Source organism: Candidatus Pantoea symbiotica (genome assembly GCF_056491525.1).
This window is the reverse complement of the sequence record NZ_JBSZHR010000002.1, coordinates 445,043-462,104: the sequence shown is the minus strand read 5'-3', so window position 1 is coordinate 462,104 and position 17,062 is coordinate 445,043. Positions and strand designations below refer to the sequence as shown.

At 55.0% G+C, this 17,062-nt stretch carries 12 protein-coding genes; 8 read left to right on the top strand and 4 right to left on the bottom strand.

Features of this window, described 5'->3' with window-relative positions; translation table 11 throughout:
• Nucleotides 1–104: 104 nt before the first annotated feature.
• Together rapA and rluA are read left to right on the top strand one after the other, a co-directional pair.
• Nucleotides 105–3,011 carry an RNA polymerase-associated protein RapA gene (gene rapA / locus ACXIZX_RS02725; protein WP_154154243.1) on the top strand — a complete coding sequence of 969 codons (2,907 nt, stop codon included), beginning with the start codon at nucleotides 105–107 and terminating at the stop codon, nucleotides 3,009–3,011.
• Between the two features lie 19 nt (nucleotides 3,012–3,030).
• A complete protein-coding gene (gene rluA, locus ACXIZX_RS02720; protein WP_154154246.1) occupies nucleotides 3,031–3,690 on the top strand; it encodes a bifunctional tRNA pseudouridine(32) synthase/23S rRNA pseudouridine(746) synthase RluA in 660 nt (219 codons plus the stop codon).
• Between the two features lie 57 nt (nucleotides 3,691–3,747).
• Here rluA and djlA read toward each other — a convergent pair whose 3' ends face one another.
• Nucleotides 3,748–4,560, bottom strand: coding sequence for a co-chaperone DjlA (gene djlA / locus ACXIZX_RS02715; protein WP_061718138.1), 813 nt, complete (start codon nucleotides 4,558–4,560; stop codon nucleotides 3,748–3,750).
• Between the two features lie 182 nt (nucleotides 4,561–4,742).
• On the opposite strand from djlA, the gene lptD reads away from it, so the two are divergent.
• Genes lptD through apaH form a run of 6 tightly spaced genes read left to right on the top strand, consistent with a single transcriptional unit; the run spans nucleotide 4,743 to nucleotide 11,571 of the window.
• Nucleotides 4,743–7,124 carry an LPS assembly protein LptD gene (gene lptD, locus ACXIZX_RS02710; RefSeq protein WP_479403549.1) on the top strand — a complete coding sequence of 794 codons (2,382 nt, stop codon included), beginning with the start codon at nucleotides 4,743–4,745 and terminating at the stop codon, nucleotides 7,122–7,124.
• A gap of 54 nt (nucleotides 7,125–7,178) precedes the next feature.
• Entirely contained in the window at nucleotides 7,179–8,474 is a 1,296-nt protein-coding gene (gene surA, locus ACXIZX_RS02705) for a peptidylprolyl isomerase SurA (protein WP_061718140.1), read from the top strand.
• Nucleotides 8,464–9,453: a 4-hydroxythreonine-4-phosphate dehydrogenase PdxA gene (gene pdxA / locus ACXIZX_RS02700; protein ID WP_312663938.1), complete on the top strand. Its 990-nt coding sequence runs from the start codon at nucleotides 8,464–8,466 to the stop codon at nucleotides 9,451–9,453. The genes surA and pdxA overlap by 11 nt, the downstream gene beginning before the upstream one ends.
• Complete coding sequence (gene rsmA, locus ACXIZX_RS02695; RefSeq protein ID WP_061718142.1) at nucleotides 9,446–10,270, top strand: 16S rRNA (adenine(1518)-N(6)/adenine(1519)-N(6))-dimethyltransferase RsmA; 825 nt, start codon at nucleotides 9,446–9,448, stop codon at nucleotides 10,268–10,270. Before pdxA ends, rsmA begins: the two co-directional genes overlap by 8 nt.
• Before the next feature lie 4 nt (nucleotides 10,271–10,274).
• Nucleotides 10,275–10,652: a Co2+/Mg2+ efflux protein ApaG gene (apaG, locus tag ACXIZX_RS02690; RefSeq protein WP_061718143.1), complete on the top strand. Its 378-nt coding sequence runs from the start codon at nucleotides 10,275–10,277 to the stop codon at nucleotides 10,650–10,652.
• A 49-nt stretch (nucleotides 10,653–10,701) separates the two neighbouring features.
• Complete coding sequence (gene apaH / locus ACXIZX_RS02685) at nucleotides 10,702–11,571, top strand: bis(5'-nucleosyl)-tetraphosphatase (symmetrical) ApaH (RefSeq protein WP_061718144.1); 870 nt, start codon at nucleotides 10,702–10,704, stop codon at nucleotides 11,569–11,571.
• A gap of 120 nt (nucleotides 11,572–11,691) precedes the next feature.
• On the opposite strand, the gene folA is transcribed toward apaH, so the two are convergent.
• The 3 genes from folA to carB form a co-directional block, all read right to left on the bottom strand.
• Nucleotides 11,692–12,171: a type 3 dihydrofolate reductase gene (gene folA, locus ACXIZX_RS02680; RefSeq protein WP_479403548.1), complete on the bottom strand. Its 480-nt coding sequence runs from the start codon at nucleotides 12,169–12,171 to the stop codon at nucleotides 11,692–11,694.
• A gap of 285 nt (nucleotides 12,172–12,456) precedes the next feature.
• Entirely contained in the window at nucleotides 12,457–13,599 is a 1,143-nt protein-coding gene (locus ACXIZX_RS02675; RefSeq protein ID WP_061718146.1) for a porin, read from the bottom strand.
• Between the two features lie 240 nt (nucleotides 13,600–13,839).
• Complete coding sequence (carB, locus tag ACXIZX_RS02670; protein WP_008108652.1) at nucleotides 13,840–17,061, bottom strand: carbamoyl-phosphate synthase large subunit; 3,222 nt, start codon at nucleotides 17,059–17,061, stop codon at nucleotides 13,840–13,842.
• Between the last annotated feature and the right edge of the window lies 1 nt (nucleotide 17,062).

Below are 17,062 nucleotides of genomic sequence, written 5' to 3'. Positions count from 1 at the left end.
CTCACCGCACACACAATCTGACCAAACACCCGTTTGGCGGTTGGGTATTGCCTGAGTACAGGTGAACTTCTTTATGGCATGTCAGAGAGTCGAGCAAAAAATATATGGTTTTTACACTGGGTCAACGCTGGATTAGTGATACGGAAAGTGAACTGGGATTGGGCACGGTGGTCGCGATCGATACGCGCATGATCACCATGCTTTTTCCGGCAACCGGCGAAAACCGCCTGTATGCCCGAAATGATTCTCCGGTTACTCGTGTGATTTTCAATCCGGGTGACACCATCACCAGCTACGAAGGCTGGCAGATGTGCGTCGATGAAGTCCGCAACGAAAACGATTTAATGACTTACATCGGCACGCGTCTCGACACCGAAGAAACCGGCGTCGTCATGCGTGAAGTGATGCTGGACAGCAAACTGGTGTTCAGCAAGCCGCAGGATCGCCTGTTCGCCGGCCAGCTCGACCGCATGGACCGCTTTGCGCTGCGTTTCCGCGCGCGCAAATATCACAGCGAGCAATACCGCCTGCCGATCAGCGGCCTGCGCGGTATGCGTACCAACCTGATTCCGCATCAGCTGCACATCGCCCACGATGTCGGCCGTCGTCATGCGCCGCGCGTACTGCTGGCGGACGAAGTGGGTTTAGGTAAAACCATTGAAGCCGGGATGATCATCCAGCAACAGCTGCTGGCCGGTCGTGCCGAGCGCGTGCTGATTGTGGTGCCGGAAACGCTGCAACATCAGTGGCTGGTGGAAATGCTGCGTCGCTTCAACCTGCGCTTTGCGCTGTTTGATGACGATCGCTACACCGAAGCGCAGCACGACAGCGACAACGCCTTTGAAACCGAGCAGCTGATTATCTGTTCGCTCGATTTTGTGCGCCGTAACAAGCAGCGTCTTGAGCTGCTGGCCGATGCCGAGTGGGATCTGCTGGTGGTCGATGAAGCGCACCATCTGGCATGGAGCGAAGACGCACCGAGCCGTGAATATCAGGTTATTGAGCAGCTGGCAGAGAAAACCGCTGGCGTACTGCTGCTGACTGCAACGCCAGAACAACTGGGCTTAGAGAGCCACTTTGCGCGTCTGCGCCTGCTTGACCCGAATCGCTTCCACGATTTCGGCCAGTTTGTCGAAGAGCAGCAGCATTATCGTCCGGTGGCTGATGCGGTGAGCTCGCTGCTGGCCGATCACGCCATCAGCAAAGATGAGATGAACCTGATTAACGATCTGATCGGTGAACAGGATATCGAGCCGCTGCTGCAAGTGGCTAACAGCGATCGCGATGGCAAAGAAGACGCGCGTAAAGAGCTGGTCTCGATGCTGATGGATCGCCACGGCACCAGCCGCGTGCTGTTCCGTAATACCCGTAACGGCGTGAAAGGCTTCCCGAAACGTGAGCTGCACCAGATTCGTCTGCCGCTGCCCGCGCAGTATCAAACCGCGATTAAAGTCTCCGGCATCATGGGCACACGCAAAAGCGCAGAAGAGCGCGCACGTGACATGCTGTATCCCGAGCAGATTTATCAGGAATTTGAAGGCGATAGCGGCACGTGGTGGAACTTCGATCCGCGCGTTGAGTGGCTGATGGGTTATCTCACCAGCAACCGCAAAGAGAAAGTGCTGGTGATCTGCGCCAAAGCGGCCACCGCGCTGCAGCTGGAACAGGTATTACGTGAGCGCGAAGGCATCCGCGCCGCCGTGTTCCACGAAGGCTTGTCGATTATCGAACGCGACCGCGCAGCGGCCTTCTTCGCCTCCGAAGAGGATGGCGCACAGGTGTTGCTGTGTTCCGAAATCGGTTCTGAGGGCCGTAACTTCCAGTTCGCCAGCCGTTTGGTGATGTTCGACCTGCCGTTCAACCCGGATCTGCTGGAGCAGCGTATTGGCCGTCTCGATCGTATCGGACAAATGCATGACATCCAGATTCTGGTGCCGTGGCTGGAAAAAACCGCGCAGGCGGTGCTGCTGCGTTGGTATCACGAAGGGCTGGATGCGTTTGAGCACACCTGCCCAACCGGCCGCGCGATTTATGACAAAGAGTACAATCAGCTGATTGAATATCTTGCCGCGCCGGAAAACCCGCAGGGGCTCGATGAGTTCGTCAGCGAAAGCCGTAAGCAGCACGATGCGCTGAAATCACAGCTGGAACAGGGCCGCGATCGCCTGCTGGAACTGAACTCCAACGGCGGAGATGCGGCTCAGGAGCTGGCGAATGCCATCGGCGAGCAGGACAACGATACCGATCTGGTTAACTTTGCGCTGAACCTGTTCGATATCGTCGGTATCAATCAGGAAGACCGCAGCGATAGCCTGATTGTGCTGACGCCATCCGATCACATGCTGGTGCCTGATTTCCCTGGCTTGCCGGAAGAGGGTTGCACCGTGACCTTTAACCGCAACCAGGCGCTGTCACGCGAAGATACCCAGTTTATTACCTGGGAACATCCGCTGATCCTCAACGGTCTTGACCTGATTCTTTCGGGCGATACTGGCAGCTGTGCGCTGTCGCTGCTGAAGAACAAGGCGCTGCCGGTCGGTACGCTGCTGGTCGAGATGATCTATGTGGTTGAAGCGCAAGCGCCAAAAAGCCTGCAGCTCACCCGCTTCCTGCCGCCAACGCCGGTGCGTTTGCTGATGGATCGTGCGGGCAATAATCTGGCGGGCAAAGTTGAGTTCGAAAGCTTTAACCGTCAGCTGAATGCGGTGAATCGCCATACCGGCAGCAAGCTGGTGAATGCGGTGCAGCAAGATGTGCACGAGATTCTGACTCAGGCGGAGAAAGCGATCGTACCGGAAGCACAGGCGATTATCGCGGCAGCGAAAGTGGAAGCCGAAGAGAAGCTCGGCGCTGAGCTGTCACGTCTCGAAGCGCTGCGCGCGGTTAACCCCAACATCCGTGATGATGAGGTTGAAGCGCTGGAAAGCAATCGCGAGCAGGTATTGGAAAGCCTGGGCGATGCAGGCTGGCGTCTTGATGCGCTGCGCCTGATCGTTGTCACGCACCAATAATGTTCAGGACCGCGACATCATGCTGATGGAAGCTTACAACCCGCCGCTCGAACCCTGGCTGCATATTCTGTATCAGGACGAGCACATTATGGTGGTGAATAAACCGAGCGGGTTGCTGTCGGTGCCGGGTCGCCTGGAGGAGCACAAGGATAGCGTGATGACGCGCATCCAGCGTGATTTCCCGCAGGCGGAATCGGTGCATCGTCTCGATATGGCCACCAGCGGCGTGATCGTCGTGGCCCTGAATAAAGCGGCTGAGCGTGAGCTCAAGCGCCAGTTCCGTGAACGCGAGCCCTCTAAATACTATGTGGCGCGCGTGTGGGGACATCCGGCGGCAGAAGAGGGTTTGATCGATCTGCCGCTGATTTGCGACTGGCCGAATCGGCCTAAGCAGATGGTGTGTTTCGAGAACGGCAAAGCGGCGCAGACCGAGTATCAGGTGCTGGAGTATGAAGCGACGAACAGTGCGCGCGTCAAGCTCAAGCCAATTACCGGACGTTCACACCAGCTGCGCGTGCATCTGCTGGCGTTGGGGCATCCGATTCTTGGCGACCGCTTTTATGCGCATGAAGAGGCGCTAGCGATGGCGCCGCGTTTACAGCTGCATGCGGAGTCGCTGACGATCACGCATCCGGCGTTTGGCAATAGCATGACGTTCAGGCAGCCGGCGGAATTTTAGCCATAAAAAAGGTCGTCATAAATGACGACCCTACAAAATAATCGTCCCGGAAGACGATTATTTGAACCCCTTCTCCTTACGGATCAAATCGTAAGCCGCCTGAATCTCCTGCGCTTTCTGCTTCGCCATCTCCATCATCTCTGGCGGTAAACCTTTCGCCACCAGCTTGTCAGGGTGATGCTCACTCATCAGCTTGCGGTAGGCGCGCTTAATGGTGGTGCCGTCATCGCTGCTTTTCACGCCCAACACGCTGCAGGCATCTTCCAGCGTTGGACCGCGTTGCGCCTGCTGATAGGCGCCGCCACGTGAAGAACCGCCGCCGCCAAATTGCTGACCGCCTTCCATCATGCGCAGGAACTGGTCGAACTGCGCGCGTGAAATGCCCAGCTCTTCAGCTATTACATACAGCACCTGACGCTCGTTGGGATGCAGTGAACCATCGGCAAAGGCGGCCTGGATTTGGATTTCCAGAAACATCCGAATCAGATCAAATCGGCCAAAGCAGGCGCTGCGCAGTTCGCGCAGTTTACTACGCAGCGGATAGTCGCTCTGCTTGCCTTCACGGAACGCACGCTGCGCGGCAGTACGTGCATCGCCATGCAGCTGCATGCGATCCATAAATAAGGAAGCAATCTGGATATCCGCTTCGGTGACGCGCCCTTTTGACTTGGTCAAATGGCCCATCACCTGGAAGGTGGTACTGAAAAACAGAGTTTGGCGCGCCTGATTATTGGCGAAGTAGCCCTGTCCTTTTACGCTGCGCACTTTGTCAAACATGTGACCAATGATCAGACCCAGTACAATGCCCCAAAAGCCTGCCCCGGAAAATATCCCGAGCGCCAGACCAATTACTTTTCCCCAGTAGCGCATAAACTCCTCAATTCGCCATGCTTGCGGCTGAAAATTGCATTATCATACCTGTCATTTATCTCAGCGCCTAACGGCAACGCGGACAGACAAGGATTAACACTGGCGCAACGCCGGGCAGTAAGTTAGTCTCTGACCGGATTGTCGGCATGATGCCAGTTTTCATGGAATTATCGAAACCGCGTATGAAAAAACGTATACCTACCTTGCTGGCTACCATGATTGGTGCAGCGCTTTATAGCCAGTCATCACTCGCCGACGATCTGATGTCGCAGTGCATGCTGGGCGTGCCGAGTTACAACCGCCCGCTGGTCAATGGCGACACCAACTCGCTGCCGGTCACCATCCATTCTGATTCCGCCAAAGGCAACTATCCGAATGATGCGGTGTTCACCGGCAATGTCGACGTGCAGCAGGGCAACAGCCGCCTGCGTTCCGACGAAATGCAGTTACATCAGCGTCAGCAAGATGGCCAAACCACGCCGGTTCGTACCGTGGATGCGCTGGGTAATGTGCACTATGACGACAATCAGGTCATCCTCAAAGGTCCGAAAGCCTGGTCGAATCTGAACACCAAAGACACTAACGTGTGGAACGGTGATTATCAGATGGTTGGCCGTCAGGGCCGCGGCGATGCCGATCAGATGAAACTGCGCGGTAATAATCGCTACACCATTCTGGAAAACGGCAGCTTTACCTCCTGTTTGCCGGGTTCCAACAGCTGGAGCGTGGTCGGTTCCGAAGTGATTCAGGACCGTGAAGAAGAAGTCGCGGAAATCTGGAACGCCCGCTTTAAGCTCGGCAATGTGCCGGTGTTCTACAGCCCTTATCTTCAGTTACCGATTGGCGATCGTCGCCGCTCGGGTTTCCTGATCCCGAATGCGAAATACGGCAGTAATAACGGCTTCGAATTCATGCTGCCGTATTACTGGAACATCGCGCCGCAGGCCGATGCCACTATCACGCCGCACTATATGGAAAAACGTGGCCTGCAGTTGCAGAACGAATTCCGTTATTTGACGGTGTTTGGTGCGGGCTTGATGGAGCTGGATTATCTGCAATCGGACAATCAATACAACAAAGATAAAGCCTCTCGTCCTTTAGTCCAAAATGATACTAACGATGATCGCTGGCTATTCTTCTGGCGTCATTCAGGTGTTTACGATCAACACTGGCGCTTCAACGCTGACTACACCAAGGTAAGCGATCCTTACTACTTCAACGATCTCGACTCGAAGTACTACAGCTCTACCGATGGCTATGCCACGCAGAAATTTAGCTTTGGTTACGCTGATACCAATTGGGACGCGACGCTTTCGACCAAAGACTTCCAGGTATTTGGCAATACCAGCAACAGCAACGTCTATCGTGCAATGCCACAGCTCGATCTGAACTTTTATCAGAACGATATGGGGCCGTTTGATGGTCGCGTCTTTGCCCAGGCAGTGAAATTCACTAATGTTAATAGCCGTATGCCGGAAGCAACACGTTTGCATATTGAGCCAACATTAAATCTGCCGCTATCAAACGGATGGGCAAGCCTTGATACTGAAGCTAAGTTCCTGGCAACCCATTACCAGCAAGAGAATATCAATAGTTATAATAATGGCGAGATTCCAAACGTCGGTGGTGCAAGTGGACGCCTTGACGATTCCGTCAACCGTACGCTGCCACAGTTCAAAGTGGATGGCCGCTTAGTGTTTGACCGCGCGATGGACTGGGAACCAGGCTACACGCAAACGCTGGAACCGCGTGTTCAGTACCTTTACGTCCCGTATCGTAACCAGAGCAATATCTATCCGTACGACTCGACGCTGCTGCAAACCGACTACACTGGCCTGTTCCGCGATCGTACTTACAGCGGCCTCGATCGCATCGCTTCGTCTAACGAAGTGGCGACCGGCGTAACCTCACGTATTTATGATAACGATCTGGTGGAACGTTTTAACGTTTCTGTGGGTCAAATCTACTCGTTTACCCCGTCTCGTACCGGCGTAAACCAGACGAACAAAGAAGATGACACCGGCAGCCTCGTTTGGGCCGGCGACACTTACTGGAAAATCAGCGATCGTTGGGGCGCGCGTGGCGGTCTGCAATATGACACCCGTCTTGATAACGTCGCGCAGGGCAATGCAGTGGTCGAGTATCGTCAGGATGCCGATCGTATGGTGCAGCTGAGCTATCGCTACAGCAGCCCGGAATACGTGGCGCAGGCGCTGAATAACTCTAACCTGGTGACTGACCCGATCTACAAAAACGGGATTTCACAGGTTGGCGCCACTGCCAGCTGGCCGATTGCGGATGCCTGGTCACTGGTGGGCGGTTATTACTACGATACCCGCAACAGTCGTCCGGCTGAACAGCTGGTTGGCCTGCAGTACAGCTCGTGCTGCTATGCCATTCGTCTGGGTTACGAACGCAAGATCAACGGTTGGGAAAACAACGACAGTAAGTATGACAACCAAATCTCATTCAACATTGAGCTGCGTGGTCTGAGTTCCAACTATGGCTTAGGCACTAATGAAATGCTGCGTCAGGGCATCATTCCTTACCAGCGCGCTTTCTGATGTTGTGATGTTTGACAGGCTCTCCCGCAGTGCGGAAACAACAATGGATAAAGTATGAAGAACTGGAGAATGCTGATTCTTGGTGTAGCGATTACCGCTAACACTGCGTTCGCAGCCCCACAAGTGGTTGATAAAGTTGCCGCTGTCGTGAACAACGGCGTGGTACTGGAAAGTGACGTTGATAACATGATGCGCACCGTGAAATCACAGGCGCAGCAGGCAAACCAGCAACTCCCGGATGACAAAACTTTGCGTCATCAGATCCTTGAGCGCCAGGTCATGGATGCCATCATTCTGCAAATGGGTGAAAGAGCGGGCGTGCAGATTAACGATCAGCAACTGGATCAGGCGATTCAGAACATTGCCGCACAAAACCGCATGAGTCTCGACCAGCTGCGTAGCCGTCTGGCCTACGATGGTATGAACTACAACGTTTACCGTGCGCAGATCCGTAAAGAGATGACAATTGCCGAAGTGCGTAACAACGAAGTGCGTCGCCGCGTCACTATCCTGCCGCAGGAAGTGGATACGCTGGCTTCGCAGGTCGGCGCGCAGAACACGCAAGGTACTGAACTGAATATCAGCCAGATTCTGCTGCCGCTGTCAGAAAACCCGACGCAGCAGCAGGTTGACGACCAGGAAACGCTGGCTCGCCAATTGGTTGCTCAGCTGAAAGGCGGCGCCGACTTCGGCAAGCTGGCAGTGACTTACTCGGCCGATCCGCAGGCGCTGAAAGGCGGCAACATGGGCTGGGGAAAAATCGAAGAACTGCCAACGCTGTTCTCGCAGGCGCTGAGCACCGCGAAGAAAGGCGATATCGTTGGTCCAATCCGTTCGGGTGTTGGCTTCCACATCCTGAAGGTGAACGACCTGCGTGGCGAAAGCAAAAGCATCTCTGTAACGGAAGTGCATGCGCGTCACATTCTGCTGAAGCCGTCACCGATCCTGACTGACGCACAGGCGCAGGCGAAGATCGAACAGATCGCGGCCGACATTAAAAGTGGCAAAACCACTTTTGCCGCAGCGGCCAAACAGTTCTCGGACGATCCTGGTTCAGCGAACCAGGGCGGCGATCTCGGTTGGGCATCTCCAGAGATTTACGATCCGGCATTCCGCGATGCATTGCTGAAGCTGCAGAAAGGCCAGGTCAGTCAGCCGGTTCACTCCTCATTTGGCTGGCACTTGATTCAGTTGCTGGATACGCGTCAGGTTGATAAGACCGATGCCGCGCAGAAAGAGCGCGCCTATCGCATGCTGTTCAATCGTAAATTCGCGGAAGAAGCGCAAACCTGGATGCAGGAACAGCGCGCCAGTGCTTACGTGAAGATTCTGGATAACAATGGTCAGTAATTATCGTGTGGTGATCACGCCCGGCGAACCCGCCGGGATTGGTCCCGACCTCACCGTTCAACTGGCGCAGCAAAACTGGCCAGTTGAATTGGTGGTCTGCGGCGACGGCGAGCTTTTGCGCCGTCGCGCTGCTTTATTGGGTTTGCCGCTGACGCTGCGTGATTATCAACCTGCAGCAGCGCAACCGCAGCAGGCCGGAACGCTAACGCTGCTGCAGGTCGATACCGCTCAGCCGGTGACCGCCGGTGAACTCAACGTTGCGAACAGCCACTATGTACTGGAAACGCTGGCACGCGCCTGTGACGGCTGTCTTAACGGCGAATTTGCCGCGCTGATTACCGGTCCGGTGCACAAAGGCGTGATCAACGATGCTGGCATTCCGTTTACCGGTCATACCGAGTTTTTTGCCGATCGCGCCGGTGGCAATTTAGTGGTAATGATGCTGGCAACGGAAGAGTTGCGCGTAGCATTGGCTACCACGCATCTGCCGCTGAAAGATGTTTCTGCCGCGATTACCCGCGACACGCTGCATGAAGTGATCACCATTTTGCACCGTGATCTGCAGCAGAAGTTTGGTTTACCGAATCCTCATATCTTCGTCTGCGGCCTTAATCCGCATGCTGGCGAAAGCGGCCATATGGGCCGCGAAGAGATTGATACCATCATTCCGGCTCTCAACGAACTGCGCCAGCAAGGCATCCAACTCACCGGACCTCTGCCAGCCGATACGCTGTTCCAGCCGAAATACCTGCAACATGCCGATGCGGTTCTAGCGATGTATCACGACCAGGGCTTACCGGTGCTAAAATTTCAGGGGTTTGGCCGCGCGGTGAATATCACACTTGGCCTGCCCTTTATCCGGACTTCTGTCGATCACGGCACCGCGCTTGAATTAGCCGGTCTCGGCCAGGCAGAACCGGGCAGCTTTATCACGGCGCTTAATCTCGCCATCACTATGATCAAGAGCAGTAATGAATAATCGCGTCCATCAGGGGCATTACGCCCGTAAACGTTTCGGGCAGAACTTCCTGAACGATCAGTACATTATCGATAGCATCGTCTCCGCCATTCACCCGCAAAAAGGTGAAGCTATCGTGGAAATCGGCCCCGGCCTTGGCGCATTAACCGAGCCGGTAGGTGAACGTCTGGATGAGCTGACCGTGGTCGAGCTGGACCGCGACCTTGCCGCGCGTCTGCAAACGCACCCGTTCCTCGGCCCCAAGCTGACCATTTTCCAGCAGGATGCGATGACCTTTGATTTCTCTGCGCTGGCGCAAGAGAAAGGCCAGCCGCTGCGCGTGTTCGGCAACCTGCCGTACAACATCTCGACGCCGCTGATGTTCCACCTTTTCAGCTATACTGGTTCGATTAAAGACATGCACTTCATGCTGCAGAAAGAAGTGGTGAATCGTTTAGTCGCCGGTCCGGGCAGCAAAGCCTACGGTCGTTTGAGCGTGATGGCGCAGTACTATTGCCAGGTGATTCCTGTGCTCGAAGTGCCACCAGAATCGTTCACGCCAGCACCGAAAGTGGAATCGGCCGTGGTGCGTTTAGTGCCGTATATGCAACCGCAGCATCCGGTTAGCGATATTCGTCTGCTGAGCCGCATTACCACTGAAGCCTTTGGTAAACGCCGTAAAACGCTGCGCAACAGCCTTGCTCATATGTTTGCGGCTGGTGCGCTGGATCAATTAGAAATCGATGCCTCGCTGCGTGCAGAGAACGTCTCTGTGGCGCAATATTGCCAACTGGCAAACTGGTTGAGCAAGCATCAGGCTGAAACTCCGGAGAGTTGAGTGCATGAGTGAACTGGCCCGCGTCTGTATCCATGTACATAGTCAGTATGTGGAGTCGCAATCCTTGCCCGACGAGGATCGCTACGTGTTTGCCTACACCATCACCATTCGCAATTTGGGGCGCAGCAACGTACAGCTGCGCAGCCGCTATTGGCTGATCACCAACGGCAACGGTCGCGAGACTGAAGTGCAAGGTGAAGGCGTGGTCGGCGAGCAGCCGCACATTGCTGCCGGCGGCGAGTATCAGTACACCAGCGGCGCGATTCTGGAGACGCCGATGGGCACCATGCAAGGTCACTATGTGATGGTCGATGATGCGGGCGAAGAGTTCCACGTCGAGATTCCGGTGTTCCGACTCGCGGTGCAAACCCACATTCACTAATCCTCCTCCGCCCGGCCCGTCCGGGCGGCGCGTTTTAATCGGACTGACAATGAGTACATACCTGATTGGCGATGTTCATGGCTGTTATGACGAGCTTCGTGCGCTGTTAGCGCAGGTTGATTTCGATCCGCAGCAGGACACCTTATGGCTTACCGGCGATTTGGTGGCGCGCGGCCCCGGCTCGCTCGATGTGCTGCGCTATGTGAAATCGCTGGGTGATTGCGTGCGCCTCGTGCTAGGTAATCACGACCTGCATTTGCTGGCGGTGTTTGCCGGTATCAGCCGCAATAAGCCGAAAGATCGCCTGACGCCGCTGCTGGAAGCTGATGATGCCGATGAGTTGATCAACTGGTTACGTCGTCAGCCGCTGTTGCAGGTGGATGAAGAGAAAAAGCTGTTGATGGCGCATGCGGGCATTACGCCGCAGTGGGATCTGGAGACAGCTCAGATGTGCGCGCGTGAAGTAGAAGCGGTGCTCTCCAGCGATAGCTATCCGCTGTTTCTCGATGCGATGTACGGCGACATGCCAAACAACTGGACGCCAGAGCTCAGCGGCTTGGCGCGACTGCGCTTTAGCACCAATGCGCTGACGCGCATGCGCTTCTGCTTCCCGAATGGCCAGTTGGATATGATCTGCAAAGAGTCGCCTGAATCGGCCCCGCCACCGCTTAAGCCGTGGTTTAACGTGCCGGGCAAAATCGACACCGACTATACGCAGATCTTTGGTCACTGGGCATCGCTGGAAGGTAAAGGCACACCGGAACATGTGATTGGGCTGGATACTGGCTGCTGCTGGGGCGGAACATTGACGCTGCTGCATTGGGAAACCAAACAGTATTACGTGCAGGCATCCAACCGCGAACAGGCGATGGCCGAGAGCGCAGTGAGTGCGCATCCGCCGTTAAGTGATACGCCGTAAATAAAAAAGGTCGCCATTAATGGCGACCCTACAGTTATTTGGCAGGACTTTCGTAGGGTGCGCATTTATGCGCACCTGCCTACATAGGCCATCAATGGCGATCATATGCGTAACGGGTGATCAACGGCGATCAAGAATCTCGAAGCAGTAGCTGTGCGAGTTCTGCTCATCAGCGTCGTGGAATTCGCTGAAGGTTGACTGCCATTCGTCCGGCTCGTAATCCGGGAACTGCGTGTCCCCTTCCACTTCCGCATCGATATGGGTCAGGTAAAGACGATCCGCGCGATCCAGCATCTGCTCGTAAACGCGTCCACCACCAATCACCATCATCTCTTCAACATCACCTGCCGCTTTTACCGCCTCTTCCAGCGATGTCACCCAGGTAACGCCTTCGTGGCTGCCCGGCTGGCTGCTGACCACAATGTTCAAGCGTCCGGGAAGCGGACGGCCAATCGATTCAAAGGTCAGACGACCCATAATCACCGGCTTATTCAGGGTATTACGTTTGAACCACGCCAAATCTGCTGGCAGGTTCCATGGCATGGCGTTTTCCATACCAATAATGCGATCCGCTGCCAGTGCCGCGATCAGACTAATCATGTTAAAAGACCTACTGGAAAAAATTGGCGCCATCATACGTAAAGGCGAAACTTTCGTCGATAGGCCGACCCCGCTATTTGCGTAAAGCTCCGATGCCACCGCACTTTTGTTATTGGACAGAGTTTTACACCGACTTTCCCGGCAATAGCGGGGCGAGGAGCCAGAAATTGCTGACGAGGCGGCACAACTCCGCGCGAAACGTCGCATTGTCGGTATCGCAGTGTAAAGAAAAGCGCACTCTGTGCGACAAAAGAAAACGGCTCCCGCAGGAGCCGTTGAGACGCTTTAGAAATCGTAGCGCAGACGCACCAGGTTCACGTTGCCCAGTGACTTGTCGGTGCTGGAGGTGATGACATATTCGTAGTCAACACGGAAGCCGTAATCCAGCTGCGCACTCACGCCGACGCCGTTATCAATACGTTTGTAGTCACGTCCGTTGACGAACTCCAGACGGTCGCCCATGAAGTAAGGCTGGATGGATTTCACTGCATATTGACCGATTGGGAATTTGTAGCCAGCAAAGTATTCGATGCCCCACGCGTCATCCGCGAAGTAGTTGTTAACGGTGTTGCGTTTGGTTGGTGAGAAGTTCTCATACCAACCGGCACCAGCTGACAGCGTCCAGTTATCCGGCGTCCAGCTGAGCGCGGTGCCATAGATATTCTGGTCATAACGTTTGCTGTCACCGTTACCTGGATTACGGATATCGGCGCGGGTGTAGTTCCACGCGGTTCCCCATGCCAGATCTTTGGTGATGTGGTAGTTCACCCCCAGCGAACCGCCGCCTTTACGCTTATAGCGCAGGCCGTTGCCTGGCAGGAATTCGTTATCTTCAAACAGGTAAGACGCATACACATCCGCATCGCCGAAGGTGTTTTTGTACTTCAGCATTTTGCGCGAACGGTACGAGCCGTCATAGTCGCCATTGATACCGTTGCCCGGTGCCTGGGCCAGCATGTCGTAATCCCAGATATCGGTTTTCGCACCAACTACATCGTAGTAAACGCTGTTCTGCTGACCAAAGTAGAGTTCACCCAGGGTGGCGCTTTTGAAGCCGGTATAGAGTTGGCGACGCGAGGTGTTATTCGCACCATCCGCATGATGATTGTCCCAACCCCACCAGGCTGGGAAGTTAACGCCCAGCTCGTAGTAACCCACCCAACTAACATCGTCGAACAGGTAATAATTGGCGGTGAAACGGAAACGTGATCCGCCGTCATAGCCATTACGTTTGTACGACTTGTCGTTGACGCCATTCTGATGCAGGTATTGCGGACGAATACTGCCGCCCACTTTGAAGTCGAGACGGCTCAGCGGATCGCCCGCCTGTGGATCCTGCTTGAGTAAAGTAATTTCCGCCTGGCTGGCGAGTGGCGCCGCTGCGAGTAACGCAGCAATAGCGCTGAGAGTGAAAGCACGCATTTGCATTTTTTATATCCCAGTTAAGGTGAGCGCTCTATTGATGAGCGAGCGAAATAGTACGGTGCGCTCACTGGGATCTTATTTATAAATTTGTGCGGATATTCCGAGGTGTAAGCCTTTCCGCATCAACTGATAAAACATATGTCAAATCAATAGGATTTTTACAGATAAGGATATTCAGCTGCAGATAAAGGGCAAAAAAAAACGGCTCCCGCAGGAGCCGCTTTATTACTATCAAACGAGTGATTATTTAATTTGCGCGTGCATTTCCTGCACTGAAATCACTTGCTCAGTCGGATCCGCGTTCAGCGCCATCGCCGTGGCAAAGCCGCCGTTCAGCGTGGTGTCGTAATGCACTTTGTACTGCAGCGCGCTACGACGAATCAGCTTGGAGTCTTCAATTGCCTGACGTCCCGCCGTGGTGTTGACGATGTAGGTATATTCGCCGTTCTTTAGACGGTCCTGAATGTGCGGACGACCTTCATGCACCTTGTTCACCAGACGTGGATTGATGCCCGCTTCGCCCAGCACCACTGCGGTACCGTGCGTCGCATCCAGCTCGAAACCAAACTTCTGCAGTTTTGCTGCCAGGTCGACGATACGTTTCTTATCGCCTTCACGCACTGACAGCAACGCACGACCGGTTTTCTTCATGTTGCTCTGCGCACCCAGCATCGCTTTCGCGAAGGCTTCAGCGAAGGTGCGACCTACGCCCATCACTTCACCGGTAGAGCGCATTTCTGGGCCGAGGATTGGGTCAACGCCTGGGAACTTGTTGAAAGGCAGCACCACTTCTTTCACCGAGTAATACGGTGGAATCACTTCTTTGGTGACGCCCTGCTCAGCCAGCGTTTTACCTGCCATCACGCGCGCGGCAACCTTCGCCAGCGCCACGCCAGTGGCTTTAGACACGAACGGTACGGTACGCGCGGCGCGTGGGTTCACCTCAATCAGGTAAACCTCATTGTCCTTCACTGCGAACTGTACGTTCATCAGGCCACGAACATTCAGCTCGAAGGCCAGTTTTTCCACCTGCTGACGCATCACGTTCTGGATTTCAGTGCTCAGCGTGTAAGCTGGCAGTGAACAGGCCGAGTCACCGGAGTGCACGCCCGCCTGCTCGATGTGCTCCATGATGCCGCCAATCAGCACGCGTTCGCCATCGCAAATTGCATCAACATCCACTTCAACCGCATCATCGAGGAAGCGATCCAGCAACACTGGCGCATCGTTAGAGACCGAAACCGCCGTCTGGAAGTAACGCTTCAGGTCGATTTCGTCGTAGACGATTTCCATTGCGCGGCCGCCCAGCACATAAGAAGGACGCACCACCAGCGGATAGCCGATGCCAGCCGCTTTCTCAACGGCCTGCTCCAGCGTGGCAACAGTGGCGTTAGCCGGTTGCTTCAGGCTCAGGCGATCAACCGCCTGCTGGAAACGCTCGCGGTCTTCTGCACGGTCAATCGAGTCCGGGCTGGTACCAATCACCGGAACGCCAGCCGCTTCCAGCGCGCGTGCCAGTTTCAGTGGCGTCTGGCCGCCGTACTGTACGATGACGCCTTTCGGCTTCTCGATGCGTACGATTTCCAGCACGTCTTCCAGCGTGACCGGCTCGAAGTAGAGGCGATCAGAGGTGTCGTAATCGGTTGATACGGTTTCCGGGTTACAGTTAACCATGATGGTCTCGTAACCGTCTTCACGCAGCGCCAGCGCCGCATGCACGCAGCAATAATCAAACTCGATGCCCTGGCCGATACGGTTTGGACCACCACCCAGAATCATGATTTTTTCACGATCCTGGTTTGGATTGGCTTCGCACTCTTCCTCGTAGGTTGAGTACATATAAGCGGTGTCGGTGGCGAACTCAGCCGCACAGGTATCAACGCGCTTATAAACCGGATGCAGGTTAAATTGCTGACGCAGCTTACGAATTTCGCCTTCAGATACGCCCGCCAATGCAGCCAGACGCAGGTCGGCAAAGCCTTTACGCTTCAGCGCACGCAGGAATTCCGCGTTCAGCGAGTTCACACCTTCGCGCTCAACCTGCTCTTCCAGACGCACCAGCTCTTCAATCTGCACCAGGAACCAGCGATCGATGTTGGTGAGGTTGAACACGCCATCAACCGACATTCCTGCACGGAACGCATCGGCGATGTACCAGATACGGTCAGAACCGGCATCTTTCAGTTCGCGACGAATGCGCGTTAACGCTTCTGGATCGTCGAGGCTGACTTTCGGGTCGAAACCGTTGGCACCCACTTCCAGACCGCGCAGCGCTTTCTGCATCGATTCCTGGAAGGTACGGCCAATCGCCATCACTTCACCCACTGATTTCATCTGCGTTGTCAGACGATCGTTGGCACCGGCGAACTTCTCAAAGTTGAAGCGAGGAATCTTGGTGACGACATAGTCGATAGAAGGTTCGAACGACGCAGGCGTCAAGCCGCCAGTGATGTCGTTCATCAGCTCATCGAGGGTGAAGCCCACCGCCAGTTTCGCCGCCACTTTGGCAATCGGGAAGCCGGTCGCTTTCGAAGCCAATGCTGACGAACGCGATACGCGCGGGTTCATCTCGATGACGATCATGCGGCCATCTTTCGGGTTCACCGAGAACTGGACGTTAGAACCGCCGGTTTCAACACCGATTTCACGCAGTACCGCCAGCGAGGCGTTACGCATGATTTGGTATTCTTTGTCAGTCAGGGTTTGCGCCGGTGCCACGGTGATGGAGTCACCGGTGTGGATGCCCATCGCATCGAAGTTTTCGATCGAGCAGACGATGATGCAGTTGTCGTTTTTATCACGCACCACTTCCATCTCGTACTCTTTCCAGCCAATCAGCGACTCATCAATCAGCAGCTCATTGGTTGGCGACAGGTCAAGACCGCGTTCGCAAATCTCTTCGAACTCTTCGCGATTATAAGCGATACCGCCGCCGGTGCCGCCCATCGTAAAGGAAGGACGGATGATACACGGGAAGCCGACGACTTCGGTAATCGCCAGCGCTTCTTCCATGGTGTGCGCGATACCGGAACGTGCGGTGCCCAGACCAATGCTTTTCATCGCCACGTCGAAACGACGACGGTCTTCGGCTTTATCAATGGCATCGGCAGTCGCACCAATCATGGTGACGCCGAACTCAGCCAGCACGCCCTGACGCTCCAGCTCCAGCGCACAGTTCAGCGCTGTCTGGCCGCCCATGGTTGGCAGCACCGCATCCGGACGCTCTTTTTCGATAATCTTGCGCACTACTTCCCAGTGAATCGGCTCGATGTAGGTCGCATCGGCCATTTCCGGGTCGGTCATAATGGTTGCCGGGTTCGAGTTCACCAGAATGACGCGGTAGCCCTCTTCGCGCAGCGCTTTACACGCCTGCGCACCGGAGTAGTCAAATTCACATGCCTGGCCGATAACGATCGGGCCAGCACCAAGAATCAGGATGGATTTTATGTCTGTACGTTTTGGCATC